Source organism: Citrobacter sp. TBCP-5362, from assembly GCF_005406305.1.
GTDB lineage: Bacteria > Pseudomonadota > Gammaproteobacteria > Enterobacterales > Enterobacteriaceae > Citrobacter_B > Citrobacter_B koseri.
Genome location: NZ_CP040234.1, coordinates 3,499,985 through 3,518,526, shown reverse-complemented (window position 1 = coordinate 3,518,526; position 18,542 = coordinate 3,499,985). Strand labels below are relative to the sequence as shown.

The 18,542-nt window shown below is 53.4% G+C and carries 21 protein-coding genes; 15 read left to right on the top strand and 6 right to left on the bottom strand.

All coding sequences use genetic code 11. The features are described from left to right. Positions 1-4: 4 nt before the first annotated feature. The 4 genes from FD428_RS21760 to flgA all read right to left on the bottom strand — a co-directional run bounded on the left by FD428_RS21760 (position 5) and on the right by flgA (position 2,961). Positions 5-1,252 carry a class I SAM-dependent methyltransferase gene (locus tag FD428_RS21760; protein ID WP_172958462.1) on the bottom strand — a complete coding sequence of 416 codons (1,248 nt, stop codon included), beginning with the start codon at positions 1,250-1,252 and terminating at the stop codon, positions 5-7. 73 nt (positions 1,253-1,325) lie between these two features. Beyond that, positions 1,326-1,763 carry a flagella synthesis protein FlgN gene (locus FD428_RS16780; RefSeq protein ID WP_012133706.1) on the bottom strand — a complete coding sequence of 146 codons (438 nt, stop codon included), beginning with the start codon at positions 1,761-1,763 and terminating at the stop codon, positions 1,326-1,328. 2 nt (positions 1,764-1,765) lie between these two features. Then, on the bottom strand, positions 1,766-2,038 hold the full coding sequence (flgM, locus tag FD428_RS16775; protein ID WP_012133704.1) for a flagellar biosynthesis anti-sigma factor FlgM: 273 nt from the start codon (positions 2,036-2,038) through the stop codon (positions 1,766-1,768). 131 nt (positions 2,039-2,169) lie between these two features. Next, the gene (gene flgA / locus FD428_RS16770; protein ID WP_114847678.1) at positions 2,170-2,961 is read right to left on the bottom strand and encodes a flagellar basal body P-ring formation chaperone FlgA; all 792 of its coding nucleotides are present in this window, start codon (positions 2,959-2,961) and stop codon (positions 2,170-2,172) included. Between the two features lie 78 nt (positions 2,962-3,039). Between flgA and flgB the strand changes: the two genes are divergently transcribed. From flgB to FD428_RS16710, 12 genes are read left to right on the top strand one after another with little or no spacing between them, the layout of a single operon-like run. Beyond that, positions 3,040-3,390: a flagellar basal body rod protein FlgB gene (gene flgB / locus FD428_RS16765; protein ID WP_012133701.1), complete on the top strand. Its 351-nt coding sequence runs from the start codon at positions 3,040-3,042 to the stop codon at positions 3,388-3,390. Positions 3,391-3,413: 23 nt separating this feature from the next. Beyond that, positions 3,414-3,839: a flagellar basal body rod protein FlgC gene (gene flgC, locus FD428_RS16760; protein WP_012133700.1), complete on the top strand. Its 426-nt coding sequence runs from the start codon at positions 3,414-3,416 to the stop codon at positions 3,837-3,839. A 2-nt stretch (positions 3,840-3,841) separates the two neighbouring features. Then, complete coding sequence (flgD, locus tag FD428_RS16755) at positions 3,842-4,525, top strand: flagellar hook assembly protein FlgD (protein WP_114847679.1); 684 nt, start codon at positions 3,842-3,844, stop codon at positions 4,523-4,525. Positions 4,526-4,559: 34 nt separating this feature from the next. After that, a complete protein-coding gene (flgE, locus tag FD428_RS16750; protein ID WP_012133698.1) occupies positions 4,560-5,750 on the top strand; it encodes a flagellar hook protein FlgE in 1,191 nt (396 codons plus the stop codon). Next, positions 5,750-6,481, top strand: coding sequence for a flagellar basal body rod protein FlgF (locus FD428_RS16745; RefSeq protein WP_012133697.1), 732 nt, complete (start codon positions 5,750-5,752; stop codon positions 6,479-6,481). The genes flgE and FD428_RS16745 overlap by 1 nt, the downstream gene beginning before the upstream one ends. Positions 6,482-6,502: 21 nt before the next feature. Further along, positions 6,503-7,288, top strand: a complete 786-nt coding sequence (gene flgG / locus FD428_RS16740; protein WP_012133696.1) for a flagellar basal-body rod protein FlgG — start codon at positions 6,503-6,505, stop codon at positions 7,286-7,288. 26 nt (positions 7,289-7,314) lie between these two features. Further along, positions 7,315-7,980, top strand: coding sequence for a flagellar basal body L-ring protein FlgH (gene flgH, locus FD428_RS16735; RefSeq protein ID WP_012133695.1), 666 nt, complete (start codon positions 7,315-7,317; stop codon positions 7,978-7,980). Continuing rightward, entirely contained in the window at positions 7,980-9,083 is a 1,104-nt protein-coding gene (locus FD428_RS16730; protein ID WP_371417106.1) for a flagellar basal body P-ring protein FlgI, read from the top strand. The genes flgH and FD428_RS16730 overlap by 1 nt, the downstream gene beginning before the upstream one ends. Positions 9,084-9,092: 9 nt before the next feature. Then, positions 9,093-9,482, top strand: a complete 390-nt coding sequence (locus FD428_RS16725; RefSeq protein WP_012133693.1) for a rod-binding protein — start codon at positions 9,093-9,095, stop codon at positions 9,480-9,482. A 3-nt stretch (positions 9,483-9,485) separates the two neighbouring features. Beyond that, positions 9,486-10,871 (top strand): flagellar hook-associated protein FlgK, encoded by a 1,386-nt coding sequence (gene flgK, locus FD428_RS16720; protein ID WP_012133692.1) that lies wholly within the window; start codon positions 9,486-9,488, stop codon positions 10,869-10,871. A 22-nt stretch (positions 10,872-10,893) separates the two neighbouring features. After that, entirely contained in the window at positions 10,894-11,811 is a 918-nt protein-coding gene (gene flgL, locus FD428_RS16715) for a flagellar hook-associated protein FlgL (protein ID WP_071818870.1), read from the top strand. Positions 11,812-11,816: 5 nt separating this feature from the next. After that, positions 11,817-12,821, top strand: coding sequence for a hypothetical protein (locus FD428_RS16710; RefSeq protein WP_112002451.1), 1,005 nt, complete (start codon positions 11,817-11,819; stop codon positions 12,819-12,821). 40 nt (positions 12,822-12,861) lie between these two features. Here FD428_RS16710 and FD428_RS16705 read toward each other — a convergent pair whose 3' ends face one another. Further along, positions 12,862-13,332: a hypothetical protein gene (locus FD428_RS16705; RefSeq protein ID WP_110494617.1), complete on the bottom strand. Its 471-nt coding sequence runs from the start codon at positions 13,330-13,332 to the stop codon at positions 12,862-12,864. Continuing rightward, positions 13,304-14,257 (bottom strand): transcriptional regulator, encoded by a 954-nt coding sequence (locus FD428_RS16700; protein ID WP_012133688.1) that lies wholly within the window; start codon positions 14,255-14,257, stop codon positions 13,304-13,306. The genes FD428_RS16705 and FD428_RS16700 overlap by 29 nt, the downstream gene beginning before the upstream one ends. Positions 14,258-14,989: 732 nt before the next feature. Between FD428_RS16700 and FD428_RS16695 the strand changes: the two genes are divergently transcribed. The 3 genes from FD428_RS16695 (at position 14,990) to fliD (ending at position 18,542) form a co-directional block, all read left to right on the top strand. Continuing rightward, entirely contained in the window at positions 14,990-15,868 is an 879-nt protein-coding gene (locus FD428_RS16695; RefSeq protein ID WP_024130628.1) for a flagellin, read from the top strand. A gap of 247 nt (positions 15,869-16,115) precedes the next feature. Beyond that, complete coding sequence (locus tag FD428_RS16690) at positions 16,116-17,009, top strand: flagellin (RefSeq protein WP_024130627.1); 894 nt, start codon at positions 16,116-16,118, stop codon at positions 17,007-17,009. Between the two features lie 204 nt (positions 17,010-17,213). Then, positions 17,214-18,542, top strand: a complete 1,329-nt coding sequence (gene fliD / locus FD428_RS16685) for a flagellar filament capping protein FliD (protein ID WP_047458617.1) — start codon at positions 17,214-17,216, stop codon at positions 18,540-18,542.

The window sequence follows — 18,542 nt, the reverse complement described above, 5'->3', positions numbered from 1 at the left end:
GTTGCTATGATTTCAGCTTTTGGATGATTATCTCAATTGCGGATTCAGCAAACGCCGTCCGCGTTTGATCGAATCGAGGCATACCTTTTAAATGGCTATGATTCAGCCTCTCTATTTTCTCAATGCTGAAGTTCCCTGGCAGGGTTTGTAATAACGATAATACGTTGACGGAAACAGGCGACCAGCTCCTATGCTTAAAGGGCGTAAAAGTATGTTTATGATCGTCGTTGAAGGTTGATGGCCAAACGCCTTGCTCGTATAAATCTTCGTCTGGAATGGTTAAAACCAGATGACCGCCGGGTTTTACGACCCTTAACCAATGAGGCAGCGCGACGTAGGGGTCCATAACATGCTCCAGGCAATGCCCTGAATAAACGAAATCAAATTCGTTATCCGGTACTCTGGCTAAATACTGCGCGTCACCTTGTTGAAGATCGAATACGGTTATTGATTGGATTAAAGGAAACAGGCTTTGATACAACGCAATACTGTCATCGCCGCCGCCAATATCCAGACCTTTTCCTGACAGCCAGCGAGTACTGAAACGCGCATCAAGCAATCGCCTGTTAATTGACATACAGGTTGATCCTGGTATCCCCGTTCGAAATACGGGGGCGGCAGTCCGGTCTCCTGCCAGAATATGGGTGTTAACGCCGAATTCTCGCCAGCTTTTAGGCCAAAGTACAACGTAGCCCTGGTCATCGGGGTAATGTTTGATGATATGCGTCCCGCTATAGGCCTCAAGCGCTTCCAGAAACGCGTTCTCAGCGTCTTCTGTGGGAGGAGGGAGCGCTTTGCAGCCGGTGGCCTCATGCATAACGCGAAGATAGATACGGCTATCATCAATAATAATCAGCGCATTATCCGCAAATTCTTTTAGCTGGCGTAACTCATTGAGCAGAGGAAGGCGCGTTTCCTCATTGTATTTATTGCTCTGGTAGTCCTCGAATTTAAAATCTGCGCCGGGGAAGTGTGCATCCAGAAAAACAACGGCGCGCTTGATGAAAAGAGTGCGTTTAATTTCTTCATGGGACAAAAATGTCAGACTGTCTTCATTGTACAGATGCAGATTGTCTATTTTTGGCGCGGCATCAAATAACGGTTTATAGATTTCACAGGAATAAACTTCTTCAGCACCTGAGCGTAAGGCATATACACTTGATGCACCTTTACCAAAACCTGTTTCAATTACATGAGTAACACGATAGTGACGAATCAGGTGGGGAAGGTTGAAGCGTCGTAATTGCCCCATAATATTGGCCTCGATGAAAATTACGGATAGAACGCAAACGGAACAAAGCTACAAATCAATAAATTACAGTGCATTACCCCTGCTGATACAGCCAGTTTTCGGGTTCGCTGATATTCAACAGATTGGTCAGAATCTCCTGCTGCATATTCATCAGCATGGCGTTGTATTCATTGGTGGCCTGACATTGCGCGACCTGTTGCTGGAGACTTTGCCAGAGAGCGGAAACGGAAGGCTGGTGGGCGGCAGGCAGGCGGGCAATGAGCGTTTGCATGCCCTGCGCGTTGGCGTTAATGCCTAACCGTTCAAGCAGGCGATAACGTTGCTGACTGTGCTGCGACAAGTGCTGGTAGCACGCCATGATTTGCGCGTTCAGCACGTCAAGCTCTGCGGCGCGGCGCGCAATAATGTGGTCGCGCTGCTGTATGAGTAAATCATTCAGGACATGGTAATGCTTACGGTCTTCGGCCATGTCCTGTATCAGTGTTTTAACGCTCTGAGCGGCGTTAGTCATAATTACCTCTGGAAATACTTCTGCATCGCATCCGTCAGCGAATCGAGGTTAACCGCGATTTTACCGCTGCTGATCGCGTCTTTCATTTCAGCTACGCGCGCCATATCCACTTCCGGCAGCGCAGAGAGTTGTGTTTGCGCATCGCCCAGTACCGGATCGATCGCGGCGCTGCGCTCAATTTTCGTGCCTTCCTGAGCGACAGTGCGGGTCTGTTCTGCGGCGCTGCTCTTGTTGATTGCGGTTGCCAGATTGTATTGATTCGCTACTACTTTCATCGCTTCGCCTCTTTTTCATCTTTTCGTTATGGTTGCGGATGAATCCTGCCCTGCGGAAGGAGGACTTCCGATGCCCTCACCGTTAAAGAGCGGCCTGCTGCCGGTAAAACTTAAACCGCAAATGAATATTTTTAGTTTCCGCTGGCGTAGACCATTTTGACGACGCCAGCGTCCGCGACAATTGCGCTGACCACCCGCTCGCTGCTCTCATTTTTCACCTTAATCATTTCGCCTTTACATCCCTTTTTCATGGCTTCCCCCATCGTACGGGCCTCTACGCCTCCCTGTTCGGCGATCATCAGAACGCGCTGACCGCGTTCAACCAGCACCGGAGATTCCAGTTGCGTCAGGGTGATCGGCTGTAGTTCACGAATGCGGCGCTTCACGGTCAGCCCAATGGCCTCATCCGGGTCGGTGAGGTAGTTGCCGCGCGTGCTGCTGATGTTGAGCTTTTTGATGGATACGTCGCTGGCGGATAACACCTGGCCGCGCTCCAGCGAATTTTTGGCGATCACCACCGGAAGATAGACATCCGGTTTGACGGTGACGGCGACATCCCAGCCTTGCGGCCCTTCACAGCGCACATCAAAACGCAGGCGGTTGAGATCGATGCGTTCGCCGCCGGGCAGCGACACGGTTAGCGCGTCAGGGCAGGGAGCGTACCGGGAGACGTCGGAAGGGATAAACAGGTTCATCTTCGCCTGATACTCGGGCCACTTGCGGCGCCCGGCCTCCTGGCGAAGGGCTTGCGCTGCGTGATGTTGAACGGCGGCAGTGACCTGCTTACGCGCGCTCTGCACTTTTTCCGGGGCGGCGAAGGATGGCAGCGCCGTAAAAAGCATCAGCAGGAAGGATAACGTTCCAGGGCGGAAGCAACGCTTCACCCGTGTAGGGATAAAACCAATAAAGCCATTAAAAATCATGATGTTAAAACCTTGGCATGAATATTGCTATACAGGGAAGCAGATCATTGCAGGTTTAGCATCACGAGGGTGTGAGTTGTGAGTATTACTTTTGACAAAGCATTGGGCGTTCATCCACAGGCTGTAGCGCTTCGACTTTCCCGAGCAGAGTTGCTGTCAGCCAATCTGGCAAACGTCGATACCCCCAATTTCCAGGCTAAAGATATTGATTTTGCCGCTGAGATGCAACGTTCATCGTGGAGTTTTTCGAATCCGTCAGCGCCGCAAGAGATGTACCGCGTGCCTTATCAGCCCTCTTCCGATGGCAACACCGTTGCGCTGAACGTCGAGCAGGCTGAGTTTGCGAAGAATACCCAGGATTATCAGATGAGCCTGGCATTTTTAAACATGAAATTCACGGGCCTGAAAAAGGCCATTGAAGGTAAGTAATCCTACGCAGGTGATAACGGAATATGGCTTTTACCGATATTTATCGCGTTTCGGGGTCGGCGATGACGGCGCAAACCGTTCGTCTGAATACCATCGCCAGTAACCTCGCTAATGCGGAAACCGCCTCCGCCACCGAAGACGGCGTCTATAAAGCCCGTCGTCCGGTGTTTGCTGCGGTTTATAAGAATGATGAGTTAATGAATAGCAGGGCGTTAACCGGCGCGCGCGTCCAGGTGATGGATGTTGTCGAAACCGGCAATGCCGTACAGCGTTATGAGCCGCATAACCCGATGGCGAATACGGATGGCTATGTCTACTACCCGGATGTCAACGTGGTAGAGGAGATGGCGGACATGATGTCGGCGTCGCGCGGTTTCGAAACCAATGTTGATGTTCTGAACAGTGTTAAAAGCATGCAGCAAAGTCTGCTGAGACTCGGAGAGGTATAAGGATGAATGTAGACGGCACGTCCACCAGAAGCCAGACAGGAACGTCGGATAGCAGCATTGCCAGTAACAACAATAACAGCAGCGTAGCCGGCATGAACACGCTGTTCATGCAGCTTCTGGTCGCGCAGATCCAGAATCAGGACCCGCTGAACCCTACCGATGGCACCGAGTATGTCAGCCAGCTGGCGCAGCTGACGCAGGTTCAGTCAATGGAAACCATGTCGCAATTGATGGCGAACAGTTCCGTATTGATGGACAACCTGCAAACGCTCACCACCGGCAACCTGGTCGGGCAGCATGTGATGGTGCAGACCGACGCGATCAACTCTGACGGCGAAACGACGATTAACGGACGTCTGACGCTGGATCACGCTTCCGGTGTGACGACGGTCATCGTCAAAGACGCGGCCGGCACCGAGCACAAAATTGAGCTGGGGAAACAGGATGCCGGGCAGGTGGACTTCACCATTGACCCGCAGGAGCTGGGCCTGAGCGAAGGGAAATACACCCTTAGCGTTGTGACCGATACGGGCGAAGAAGGCATTCCTGTTGAAGTGGGCGGCATCGTCAACAATGTGCGCATCCCGCTTGATGGCAGCGCCATCCAACTGAATATCACCGGAATCGGTGAGATTGCTTACAACAATATTACCCAGTTTGGCAGCGACTCGCAGAAACGTGCGTAAGTCGGGTTAAGCGTTGAGTTAACAGGAATTTATTATGAGTTTTAATATTGCGACCTCCGGTCTGAATGCGATTACCGAGCAGTTGAACGCCATTTCCAACAACATTGCGAACTCCGGCACCGTAGGATTCAAATCCGGCCGTGCGGAATTTTCCTCACTGTATGCGGAAAGCCAGCCGTTGGGCGTAGGGGTTTCTGGTGTGACCCAGAGTATTACCCGAGGCGGAAACATTTCTACCACCGGAAATGCGCTCGATCTGGCGATCAGCGATAGCGGATTTTTCATGGTGCGTGACAGCACGGGGACCACGGCATATACGCGTGCGGGCTACTTCGGCACCGACAGCAGCGGCAACCTGATCAACAACCTGGGGATGTATCTTCAGGGCTACCCGGTTAATGCTAACGGCGAGATAGAAGTGGGGACGATCGGCAATCTGACGATCAGCAGCGGCTCTATTCCGGCGAAAGCGACCGACAGCCTCGACTTCACCGCCAACCTGGATGCGCGCGCCGCCGAGCCGGAGACGGCGCCTTTCAACCCAAAAGACAGCACTTCCTATAACAATACCTACACCACGCAGGTTTTTGATTCCCTGGGACGCGAGCACACGCTGAACCAGTATTTTGTGAAAACCGGCGAGAACACCTGGCAGGTTCACTATTACATGGACGACGTGGAAATCCCGGACAGCAGCCAGGCGATAGAATTTACCGAGCAGGGCGTCCTGAAAAGCCCGGTTGGCCTGACGAACCTGACCACATCGATCTCCGGCGCGGCGGATCTCTCTATCGATCTGAGCTACAACGGCACCAGCCAGTACGGTTCTGACTTCTCCGTCAGCAAAAACAACAGTAGCGGCTACGCGTCTGGCGAACGTACCGGTCAGGCGATTGATGAAGACGGCAGCGTTTACGCGACCTTCTCCAACGGCGAACGGATGTTGCAGGGGCAACTGGTGCTGGCGAACTTTGCGAACCCGAATGGTCTGGCGTCAAAAGACGGCACGACGTGGGTACAAACCGCCAGTTCCGGCGCGCCGCTGACCGGAACGCCGGGCACCGGTTTGCTGGGTTCTGTGAAATCCGGCGCGCTGGAATCCTCAAACGTGGATTTGACCTCTGAGCTGGTTGGTCTGATGACCGCGCAGCGTAATTACCAGGCGAACACGAAGGTTATCAGCACCAACGACAACATGATGAACGCTCTCTTCCAGGCGGTGTAATGGATCGTTTGATTTTTACCGCCATGAGCGGCGCATCGCGCAGTTTGTCGCAGCAGCAGATCCATGCAAACAACCTGGCGAATGTGAATACCCAGGGGTTTCGTAGCGATCTTGATAATGCGATTTCTCAGCAGGTTAACGGCGAGGGATATGCCTCGCGTTATATGGCGCTGCCTACTCAGGGCGGCGTGGATATGACGCCTGGCGCGGTACGTGAAACGGGGCGCAATCTGGATATCGCCATTAAAGGCGATGGGCTGATTGCGCTGGCCAGCGGCAACCGTGAGGTTTACACCCGCAACGGGCAGATCGACGTCAGCCCGGAGGGCGATCTGTCGATCAACGGTCTGCCGGTTGAAGGTGACAACGGCCCGATCGTTTTACCGCCGTTCTCGTCCGTCAGCATCGGTGAAGACGGTGTGATCACTATCGTGCCTGACGACGGCGATATTGCCGCGCCGGTTGATGTTGACCGCATCAAGCTGGTGAACATTCCGGTAAGCGATCTGAGCAAAAATGTGGATGGCTTTCTGGTGAGCAACACGGCGATTAACCCACGCGATGAAGAGGTGATGGTGGCGTCCGGGCATCTGGAAACCGCTAACGTCTCGGCCATTAATGAGATGGTCGCCAGCATTGCGCTGAATCGTCAGTTTGAAGCGCAAATCAAGATGATGAAAGCCGCTGAAGATCTCGCTAATTCAGGCAACCGTCTGATTCGTGGCACCTGATAACAATAAGAAGGAATAAAGATGAATCCCGCTTTATGGATCAGTAAAACCGGCCTGGCGGCGCAGGACGCCAAAATGACCGCGATTTCCAACAACCTGGCGAACGTCAACACCACCGGGTTTAAACGCGATCGCGCGATGTTCGCCGATCTGTTTTATCAGAATCAGCGCACGCCAGGCGGGCAGCTCGATCAGAACAATATCGCGCCGACCGGCATTCAGTACGGCACCGGGGTGAAGATCGTCGGGACGCAGAAAGAGTTTACCGTCGGCAGCATCCAGAACACCGGGCAAACCTTCGACGTGGCGATCACCGGGCAAGGGTTCTTCCAGGTGGAAACTGCGGATGGCGATATCGCGTATACCCGCGCCGGTAATTTCCAGAAAACGCCAGATGGCGTGCTGACGAATGCGCAGGGGCTGCCGCTGGTGCCGCAGATTGAATTGCCGGAGAACGTCAAAGATTTGCAGATTGGTAAAGACGGCACCATCACCGCGACGGTGGCAGGCGAAACCGATCCGGTGGAGCTGGGGCAGTTGACGCTGGTGAACTTCGTCAATCCGGCCGGTCTGGAGGCGATAGGCGGCAACTTATACCGTGAAACGGCGGCCAGCGGCGAAGCGGTTGAAGGCGTACCCGGCGAGGACGCGCTCGGACAACTGGAGCAGGGCTCTCTGGAAGGTTCTAACGTACAGGTCGTTGAAGAGATGGTCGACATGATCACCGTTCAGCGTGCCTACGAAATGAACGCCAAGATGGTCTCTGCCGCCGATGACATGTTGAAGTTTGTCACCCAGTCGATGTAACGACAGGGCTTTAAAGTGAAAGAGAAATGAAAAAGCAGTTAGTTATCAGTCTACTGGCGCTGTTTTTGTCGGGCTGCGAAAGCCCGGCGTTGCTGGTGAAAAAAGACGATGCGGCGTATGCGCCGCCGGAAGATATCGTGGTGCCTGAAACGCAGGTGCGCGGCGGTGGGTTATATAACGGCAACTACAACTGGTCGTTAACCCAGGATCGCCGGGCTTATCGCGTAGGCGACATCCTGACCGTTAAGCTGGATGAGTCTACTCAGGCCAGCAAGCAGGCGCGCACTAACTTTGGTAAGAAAAACGATGTTTCCCTGGGGATACCGGAAGCATTCGGCCATTCAATCGATAAGCTTTCCGGCTCGATTGACGGCAACCGAAACTTTAACGGTAATGCCACCTCGCAGCAGCAAAACAGTCTGCGCGGCGCGATCACCGTTGCGGTTTATAAAGTGTTGCCAAACGGCGTGCTGGCGATTCGCGGGGAGAAATGGCTTACCCTCAACCAGGGGGATGAGTATATGCGGGTGACGGGCCTGGTGCGCGCGGAAGATATCGAACGCGACAACTCCGTCTCTTCACAGCGAATCGCCAATGCCCGTATCTCCTATGCCGGACGCGGCGCGCTCAGCGACGCGAATGCGGCAGGCTGGCTGACCCGCTTCTTCAACCACCCGCTGTTCCCAATTTAATGGAGGCCATGATGCGTAAACTGGCACTCTTTTTCCTGCTGATTTGCAGCATGAACGCGGCGGCGCAGCGTCTTGGCGATGTGGTCGATATTCAGGGCGTGCGCGGCAACCAGCTGGTGGGCTACAGCCTGGTTGTGGGGCTTGACGGTACAGGGGATAAAAACCAGGTCAAGTTCACCAGCCAGTCCGTTACCAACATGCTGCGCCAGTTTGGCGTGCAGTTGCCTGCGAAGATTGATCCGAAGGTGAAGAACGTCGCGGCCGTGGCGATTAGCGCCACGCTGCCGCCGGGCTATGCGCGTGGGCAAAGTATTGATGTAACCGTCTCCTCGATTGGCGATGCGAAAAGCCTGCGTGGCGGTACGCTGCTGCTGACTCAACTGCGTGGTGCCGATGGCGAAGTGTATGCGCTGGCACAGGGGAATGTGGTGGTAGGCGGCGTGAAAACCGAGGGCAACAGCGGCTCCAGCGTGACCATCAACACCGCGACCGTTGGCCGTGTGCCAAACGGCGGCTCGGTGGAGCGCGAAGTGCCGAGCGATTTCCAGCAGGAGCCGGTGGTGATGCTGAACCTGAAACGTCCCAGCTTTAAGACTGCCAACAGCGTCGCAGTCGCGCTGAACAACGCCTTTGGTTCCGGCACGGCGACCGCGCAAAGCGCGACTAACGTGGCGGTACGTGCGCCGATGGGCGCGGGCGATCGGGTGGCCTTTATGTCCTCTCTGGAAGATGTGCAGATTAACGCCGGTAAACAGCCGCCACGCGTGGTGTTCAACGCCCGAACGGGAACGGTGGTCATTGGCGATGGCGTAGTGGTGCGCGCTGCGGCGGTATCACACGGCAACCTGACCGTCACCATCCGCGAGTCGTCGAACGTCAGCCAGCCTGGCGCATTCAGCCAGGGAAGAACGGTTGTCACGCCGGAAAGCGACGTCAACGTTAATCGTGGCCGGGGTCAGATGGTGACTATTGCGGCGGGAACCAGCCTGCGCAGCATCGTGAATACCATTAACAGCCTTGGCGCGGCGCCGGACGACACGATGGCTATCTTACAGGCGCTGCATGAAGCCGGCGCGCTGGATGCTGAACTGGTCGTGATTTAAGGAAATACCATGCTGAATGCCATTAACCGACAAACCGCGATTCTGCCCGGCGATCTCTCCGGGCAGGTAAAGCCGCAGAATCTTGAACAGGCCGCCGAACAGTTTGAGGCGCTGATGCTGCGTTCCATGCTGTCGCAAATGCGCAAGGCGTCCGATGTGCTGGGGGAAGACAACCCTTTCAACAGCAAACAGCAGCGGATGATGCGTGATTTTTACGATGACCGACTGGCGTCTGACCTGGCGTCTCAGCGCAGCACCGGGATTACCCAGATGATCATCAACCAGCTTTCGCCGCAGGTGAATACGCCGCTTAAGAAAACGGATGAAATGACCGCTTTAGAAGAGCAACCGAAAGAACTTAAAACGCCTGTGGTTCCGGTAATGCGCGGGCAGGAGTAAGCCATGAGTATGATTAATATTGCCTTCAGCGGTTTGCAGGCAGCCCAGGTGGGCATGAATGTCACCTCGATGAACATCGCTAACCTGCTGACGCCGGGGTACAGCCGCCAGGGCATTATCCAAAGCTCCATCGGCCCAATGGGGGAAGCGGGTTTTACCGCCGGGAACGGGGTACAGGTCGACAGTATTCGCCGCATCTCCAGTCAGTATCTGGTTAATCAGGTGTGGCAGACCAACTCGAAAGCCAGCTATTTCGAAACCGGAAATCAATATATCGGCGCGCTGGAACAGGTGATCGGCACCGACTCTACCAGTCTTGGTAACGGGCTGGATGATTTTGTCAGCGCCCTGAGCGCATTGACCCAGACGCCGGAATCCCCGGCGCTGCGTCAGCAGCTTATTAACCAGGCGGGCGCGCTGGCGACCCGTTTCAATAACGTTAACAACTTCATCTCCAGCCAGAAAGAGTCGATCAACACCCAGCGCAACGCGATGGTTGACCAGATCAACACCCTGAGTACCAGTATTGCGGACTACAACAAAAAAATTACCGACATGGAGTCAACCGGCGGTAACAGCAGCGTACTGCGCGATCAGCGTGATGAACTGGTAAAACAGTTAAGTACGCTGGCGGACGTGAAGGTGACGGACGATGGTTCCAGCGGGTACACCGTCTCAATGGCGAACGGTCAGCCGCTGGTGAGCGGTAAGGTCGCCGGGCAGCTCAGCGCGGGGCAGGACGCCAACGGCAACTCCACGCTGACGCTGAAATTTTCCACCAGCGAGTTCACGCTGAACCCGTCGGCGGGCGGTCAACTTGGCGCGCTGTATGATTATGAAACCGGCACCCTCCAACAGATGAAAGATTCGGTGCAAGGGATGGCGGAATCGGTGGCAAAACTGTTTAACGATCAGCTGGCGAAGGGCTATGACCTGAATGGCAATTCAGGCAAGCCGCTGTTTACTTTCGATCCGAGCAATCCTGCGGGCATGTTGCAGGTGACGGATCTGAAGCCTGAAGAACTGGCGCTGTCCGGCATCCAGGCCGACGACGGCACGGGCGTACCGGGCAACGGCGATAACCTGAAGGCGCTGATCGAACTGAAAAACCAGAAAACGGATATTCCGGGTCTGGGAAATATGAGCCTGAGCGAAGGGGCTGCGGCGATCATTTCCACTATCGGTATTGCCAGTAAGCAGAGCAAAACAGAAATGGAAGCGGCGTCGACGGTGCGCGACCAGGCGCAGAATCAGCGCGATAACCTGAGCGCGGTAAACCAGGATGAAGAGGCGATTAATCTACAGATCTACATGCAGGCTTACCAGTCGAACATGAAGGTGATCTCCACCGGAAATCAGATCTTCAGCGACCTGCTGGGGATGTTTTAAGCGCCATCAGAGAATTTAAATTATGCGTATTAGTAGTCTTTACAACTCAAATGCCATGCTGGCGCAATTAGGCGTTAACGGCACGCGTATCAGTAAGTTGATGGAGCAGATGTCGACGCAAAAGCGCATTAATGTGCCGTCTGACGATCCTGTTTCCGCAAGTCGTCTGGTGCAACTGAACCGTGAGCAGTCTGCGATTAAACAGTATCAGAGCAATATTTCCAGCCTGAGCGGCGCGCTGTCGATTCAGGAGTCGAACATCACCGCGCTCAGTAACCAGATGCTGGCGGTCGGCGATAAGCTGAAGCTGGCGAATAACAGTACGCTCAGCCAGAAAGATATGGCGGGTTACGGCATGGAGCTTTCTTCAATGCTGGATTCGCTGGTCGCCACCCTGAACGCTAAAAATGAAAACGGCAGCTATCTGTTTTCCGGCACGCAGACTGACAGCCAGACGGTAACGTGGGACGAGGCGAAAGGGCAGTATGTGTACGGTGGCAATGACAGCAGCCGCGAAACGATTGTCGCGAACGGCGTCTCTATTACGGAAAACACCCAGGTCGCTCAGGCATTCTCCGGTTCAGGAAACGACCTTGAGATGCTGAATAAATTGAAAGCGCTCAGCGACAAAATGCAGGACCCGAACGCGAATTACGCTGACTATAAAGACGAACTGGAGGAGATGATCGGTGTCGCGCAAAATACCAGCGATAACATCTCCAGCCTCTTCACCGATCTTGGCGGCCGTCAGAACCGCCTGACGCTGCTCAGCGATGCGCACAGCGATGTCAGCCTTGCGAACGATCAGGTTGTACGGGACCTGTCCGAAACGGACTGGGCGACCACCAGTATCAACCTGCAACTGTATACGCAGTCGGTGCAGATCACTAATAAGGCTTACAGTATGGTGAGTCAGCTTAACTTGTTTAGTCTGTTGTAATTGTTATGCAGGTAGGTTTAAAAACAACGTCCCTTACGACTTCCGCGCCCGCAACCGGGCGCGGAAGCATTGATGCGCCGCAAACGGTCGGCCGCGTCAACGCGCCAGAAATCACCGCGACCCGCAATGCGTTCCCCGAATCGGCGCTGTTGTCCCGCCGTCCGATGCGCTACAACGTACAGCTAAATCAACAACTCACGGCAGTGCAGCAGGCTGACAGCTATCTGGCGCAGACGGAAACACAATTGTTGCAGGTGCGTCAGTCGTCGCTTCGCGGCGATGCGACGCAGCCGGCGAATACGCTGCAAAAACATTTGATGCGTCGGACGCAGCTTTCCGGCGGCACTGTCGATCGCCATCTGACCGCGTCGCTGGAGCAAAAAAGCACGGTTAACTTTACGCTTCCCGGCAGTGAGAGGCTTCTCAGCCAGCCGGGGGGAGAAACGCTGGTATTTTCACTGGGCGGGCGACAGCGTGAGATGACCGCCATTTCGTTGCCGGAAGAGGCGACGCCGCGTCAGACGTTGACCCAGTTGAATGTGGGGCTGGGCCGTCTGGGGATTCATGCGCGTCAGACGGCAAACGGGCAACTGATGTTCAGCGTGGATGAAAGCCGTTGGGAGCGGGTCAGCCAACAGCTCACCGTGCGCGGAGAGGGCAGGCATTTCCCCGCCGATGCGTTTACGTTGCTCACGCCACAGGCGGAAACGGCAAGCAGCGATGAGGTTGTTTCGCTGGCGACGCGTCGGGAAAGGGAAAGCCAGGTAAAGCTGCAAAATACGCTGGAGCACATTACCACCCAGCGCAGCAGGCTTCGCCAACAGCAGGAGCGCGTGGCGTCGCGCATCAATGATATGGCGACGGTATACAGCCCGGCGCAGGCCCGGGAAACCGCGCGCGGCCTGGGGGAAGCGCTGGCGAGCAGCGCCAGCAGCTACAGCACCCTCTCCAGGGCGCTGGGCGCGCAGGCAAACGTCAGGCTGGCGACGGTAAAAAATTTGCTGGGGTGATTATCGTAACCGGAAGCGGGCCTCCGCCTCCGGTTTTGACTTACTGCTGGATGGGGTAGAGAAAAATCGACCCGCTTTGCCCTACCACTAACGGTTGCCCGTTAAATGCCAGCGGCTCCATCCAGAAATTGGTGTTCATCAGCATATCGACCAGACCATCTATCATCAGCCCCTTGTGCGTGGTGGTGTAGTAGATGGGCGTCAGGTAAAAATAGAGTTTGCCGTTTTTCCCTGACGTCGGCGTAAATTTTTCCTTTAGTACGAAACGATTGTCATCAGGGCTGGTAATGGTCGCCAGAATGGTGCCTTTCGTTGTTTTCATCCGTGAATTATAAATTTCTTTCGTCTGCGACATCAGGTCATAGAAACCAAGCTGGAAAGTCCCTTCCACATCCGTATTGGGTCGCTCTGCGCCGCCTGTGAGGGCACTGGTGCCGAATGCGATGGCGAGAAGCACGGAAATACTCAACAAAATCACAAAATTAACTTTCTTTGCATGTTGCCATTTCATTCAGTTTTCTCCGGGTTTCACGCATAATCAGGTTGTTCAGCCGTGTCGGATCGATACGCCAGTGATAAATCGTCATCGCTAACTGCTTTTTGTCGCACTGGCTGGTAAGGGCGAACGTGTAGTTCAGCGATGAATTGGTGATGCTAAAGTAGACGCTCATCCTGACTGACTGCATTTTGATCTGCTGATTAATGGTATAAAAAGTGTCTTTCAGCTTGGTGTACAAGTTATTGGCGTCATAAGACGGCTCGCTGCTCGTCCCAATGGAATACAGGTTGATGTTGCTGTAAACGTTAGGCTGTATCTCCTGGGCGACCAGATGTTCATGACCTTTCAGTTTCATGTACCAGCCGGTAAAGAGTATGCTGCCGATCGCCGTCAGCGCGAGCAGTAAAAACACGGTGGTCCAGTGGATGGATTTTTTCACTGGCCTGGTCGTTGCAGGCGGCGTTACGCGGACGATATCGTTCGCTTGTTCCGCGACAGGAAGTGACGTCTCGTCGACAACCTCATATTCCCCGGCTAGATCGGAGGGGGCGTTTTCTTCCAGCGGAAGATGATTTTCTTCGGGATCGCGAACCTCGCTCTCTTCTTTTTCGATAAAGCAGCAATAATCAGGCTCAAGCAAATACCCTTTTTTAGGGATGGTTTTGATGATTTTTTGCTTTTTGCCGTCGTCTTCCAGTGCCGTACGCAGCGCGTGGATGGCATTGGGCAGACTGTTATTACCGATGACGCGGCGTTCCCAGACCAGCGTGGTGAGTTCTTCACGCGTAAAGATCTTTCCCGCATCTTGCATGAGCGTTTCAAGGAGTTTGAGTTGATATTCTCCCAGACGTTTACGTTCCCCTGTTGTTAAATGGAGAATAGATCCCGAGGGGATATCAACCAGCCAGTTATTAACGGAGTAATAGCGTTTATTCATTTATTCATCGATGGATATACCACCCCAGTAAATGCAACGGCTAAATATCGCAAGAAAATATAGCCTGAACACGGATGTTGACTATCTGTTAATTCCATTTGAAATTCTTAATGAATGCCGCTTGCCTGCGGGAGGTGAGGAAACGAAAAGCGCTTTTGCCGATGACTGAGTTTGTTTTTCAGCCTGAACAGCACTCAGAAACAAGACACCAGCGGCCTGCTGTTGTTCTGATTATCGCGGAATCATCTTTTCCTGGCGCTCTTTTTACGCGATAAAAATGTGATGTGCAACCTCATTTGCAGTGAAAGATTCGCCTTATTATTAATTCTTCTGATTAAAAGTTAATCGAAATAGTTAAAAGATCCTTATGTAAAATCAGGCCCTGCGAATGTGAAAAATTTGTGTTCATCAATCTCCTTTCATGGGGTGTGGGTATATTTTTTGGCAGATTAAAACAATAAACAAGAAAAAATAAAGGAGCGGAGTTAATTTTTTTATCGTTTGTGTCGCCTGATTGCATAATTATGGGGTTGGTTTTATTGCCGGGCTAAAGGTGGTTTATTGAGGATGGTATAATAAGAATAATTAATTGGATATTTTTCGTCTTGAAAAAAGAGGGTGACAAATCTTTAAATAAATTTTCATTAAATGAATTTAATTTTTCGTTGTGGTGGGTCGTTTTTATCAGTCAGCAACGACAAGAACCTGATAAAACAGACGGAGAAATATATTATGTCGCTTTCGATTTTCACCAGTGCTTCTTCTATGGCATCCACCAATGCCCTGAATAAATCCAACAATCTGCTGTCTACCGCAATGGAGCGTCTGGGCACCGGCAAACGCATCAACTCCGCAGCGGACGATGCGGCGGGCTTGCAGATTGCCACTCGCCTTCAGGGTCAGACCAACGGCATGGCCGTTGCGCAGCGTAACATCTCTGATGCCACCGCATTGCTGCAAACCGCAGAAGGCGCGTTCGACGAAGTGAGCAACATCATGTACCGCATGAAAGATCTCGCCACCCAGGCAGCGAACGACACCAACACCACCAAAGACCGTGATGCCATCAACGCTGAAATGAACGACCTGAATGCCGAACTGAAAAACATCATGGGCAACACGTCTTATGCGGGCGATAAATTATTCGGTACCGGCGGTAAATTTGCCGATTCCCTGAACTTCCAGATTGGTTCTTCCTCTGGAGAAACCATGACCGTGAGCCTGGGTGATGAACTGGGCGGTACAGCGAGTGGCCTGTTTAGCGCTTCTGGTTTCTCGGGTATCGGTGACTGGAACAACACCGCTTCCGGTATCAACATCGGGAGCGCCTCCGACGCTACGGCGATGATGAACTCTCTGGAAACGGCGCTGAATGACGTCGGCGCCGTGCGCTCCAAAATGGGTGCGAGCATTAACCGTCTGGGCCACACCGCGGCCAACCTGGCAAACATGAAAGACAACACCGATCTGGCGCTAAGCAATATTCAGGATGCGGACTTCGCCAGCGAAGCCTCCTCCATGACGCGTAACCAGATGCTGGCGCAGACCAGCATGTCCATGCTGAAACAGTCCAACAGCATGTCCAGCATGGTGATGTCTCTGCTGGGTTAACAGTAAGCCGCCGCTTGCCTGGAAAGGCAGGCGATGTGTTCTTATGACGCTGCATCCTGCACGGGGTGCGGCTTTTTTTGTGTCTGCTGTTGCCGTGCAGCTCCTTTTGCCATCTTTCTTCGCCATTTTTTTCCCCGGGTTGCCTGAAAAATGGTCATTCGAACGTCGTCGGATTTAATTTTCGAAATGGATGTGTCGTTTTGAATCAGTACAACGAATGAATGACCTGAATGAATAAGGAATATCTATGTCGCTTTCTATTTTCACCAGCGCTTCTTCCATGGCATCCACCAATGCCCTGAATAAATCCAACAATCTGCTGTCCACCGCAATGGAACGTCTGGGTACTGGCAAGCGTATTAACTCCGCAGCGGACGATGCGGCGGGTCTACAGATTGCCACCCGTTTGCAGGGCCAGACCAACGGCATGGCCGTTGCACAGCGCAACATCTCTGATGCCACTGCGCTGCTACAGACCTCCGAAGGTGCGTTCGACGAAGTGAGCAACATCATGTACCGCATGAAAGACCTTGCCACCCAGGCAGCGAACGACACCAACACCACCAAAGACCGCGATGCCATCAACGCCGAGCTGAACGACCTGAACTCTGAGTTGCAGAACATCATGAACAACACCTCCTATGCAGGTGACAAACTGTTCGGCGCTTCCGGTAAGTTTGGCGAAGCGATGAACTTCCAGATTGGCTCTTCCACCGATGAAACCATGCAGGTTGATCTGTCTAAAGAGCTGAAAGGTTCTGGCACCGACTCGCTGATTGATGCCAGCGGCGGTTTTGGCACGATTAGCGATACAAGCAGCAGCTACTACTCGGCCAGCGGCATCAACATTACTGACGCTGCCGGCGCGAAAGATCTGATGAACAACCTGGAAACTACGCTGAATGACGTCGGCGCCGTGCGTTCCAAAATGGGTGCGAGCATTAACCGTCTGGGCCACACCGCGGCCAACCTGGCAAACATGAAAGACAACACCGATCTGGCGCTGAGCAATATTCAGGATGCGGACTTCGCCAGCGAAGCCTCCTCTATGACCCGTAACCAGATGCTGGCGCAAACCAGCATGTCCATGCTGAAACAGTCCAACAGCATGTCCAGCATGGTGATGTCTCTGCTGGGTTAATCCTTCGCGGATATCTGCCCCTAAAACACCGCTGTATGGCGGTGTTTTTGTATCCGGCAATGCGCTTCCTTCTGCCGGAAATTGCGGAAGGGGACATTCCTCCTCTTACGTAACTCATTGATAAACACTTACTAAAAAATTGGCACGATAGTTGCTTTATCTACTGTATGTTGAAAGCGGCGCGCGTGCCCGGAGAAACCCACTATGTCTGATTTTGATCCAACGACACTGGCCACACAGTTGGCAGGCTATGACATTCTTGCGCTGCAAACCTCGCTGAAATCACAGACTTCCACGCTGGAAGCGCAGAAAAAAGCGCTTTCCTCGCTGCGTACCGCCCTGTCGGATTTCCGTTCGGCAATCACCGGGCTGAATTCCTCCAGCACCAGCGTGCTGAAAAATACCGCGACCATGAACCAGGAAGGGATCGCGACCATCACCGCCAGCGCGTCTGCCCGTAAAGGGACATACAGCCTGAACGTCACCCAACTGGCTTCTGCGCAGCAGAAAGGGTTTGACGGGCTTGATGATGAGGCGATTAAAAACGCCAGCGGTACGCTGAAGATCAATCTCAACGGCGAGAGCCTTGAAATTGAGATGGATGATTTAGACAGCCTCGCTGATTTTGCCGACGCCATCAATAATGCGGATTTCCCGAGCGCGTCTGACACCGCGACCTCTGACGACGGTCAGAACGGCGTTACCGCTTCGCTGATGCGTATTGATGGCAAGGTGACGCTGATGATGAGCAGCGATCAGAGCGGCGAGAAATACGATATTCAGCTGGATACCAGCGGCATGACCAACGGTCAGGATATCTTTAATGGCGAGAATGTGATTACCGCCGGTAAAGATGCCAAATTCACCGTTGGCGATTCCAGCACCGTTTACTCCAGCAGCTCCAATACCCTGGATAACCTGGTAGACGGCGTTTCGATCAAACTGACCGGCACCACCGAAGCCAACAAGCCGCTGGTTATTTCAGTCGACACGGATGCCACGGGGACAAAGGAGCAAATCCAGGCCTTTATCGATGCCTATAACACGTTGCAGGACACCATCTCCGGGCTGACGGCGACCGGCAGCAGCTCTGATTCGCGCGGCGCGTTTGCCGGTGATGCCAGTATCTCCTCGTTAACCAACGATCTGAGCAACATGCTGCGTGGCACCTTCGGCGATCAAAACATGACGAAGTTCGGCATTACTGCCGACAAAGACGGCAAGCTGTCGATCGACGCCGACACGCTCAATGAGCAACTGAAATCAAATCCGCAATCGGTCGCTGATTTCTTCAACGGGAATAACGGGCTGATTAAAGCGATGGATAAATCGCTGGATAAATACCTGAATACCAGCACCGGTTTATTAAAAGGTCGCCAGGAAACGCTCGACAGACAGCAGCGCGACATCGACACCAAAACCGAAAAAATGAACACGCGTTATGAGTCCTCCTATAACCGCTACCTGAAGCAGTTCACGCAGTTGCAGTCGATCATGACGCAGATGAATAACACCATGAGTATGTTTAGCTAA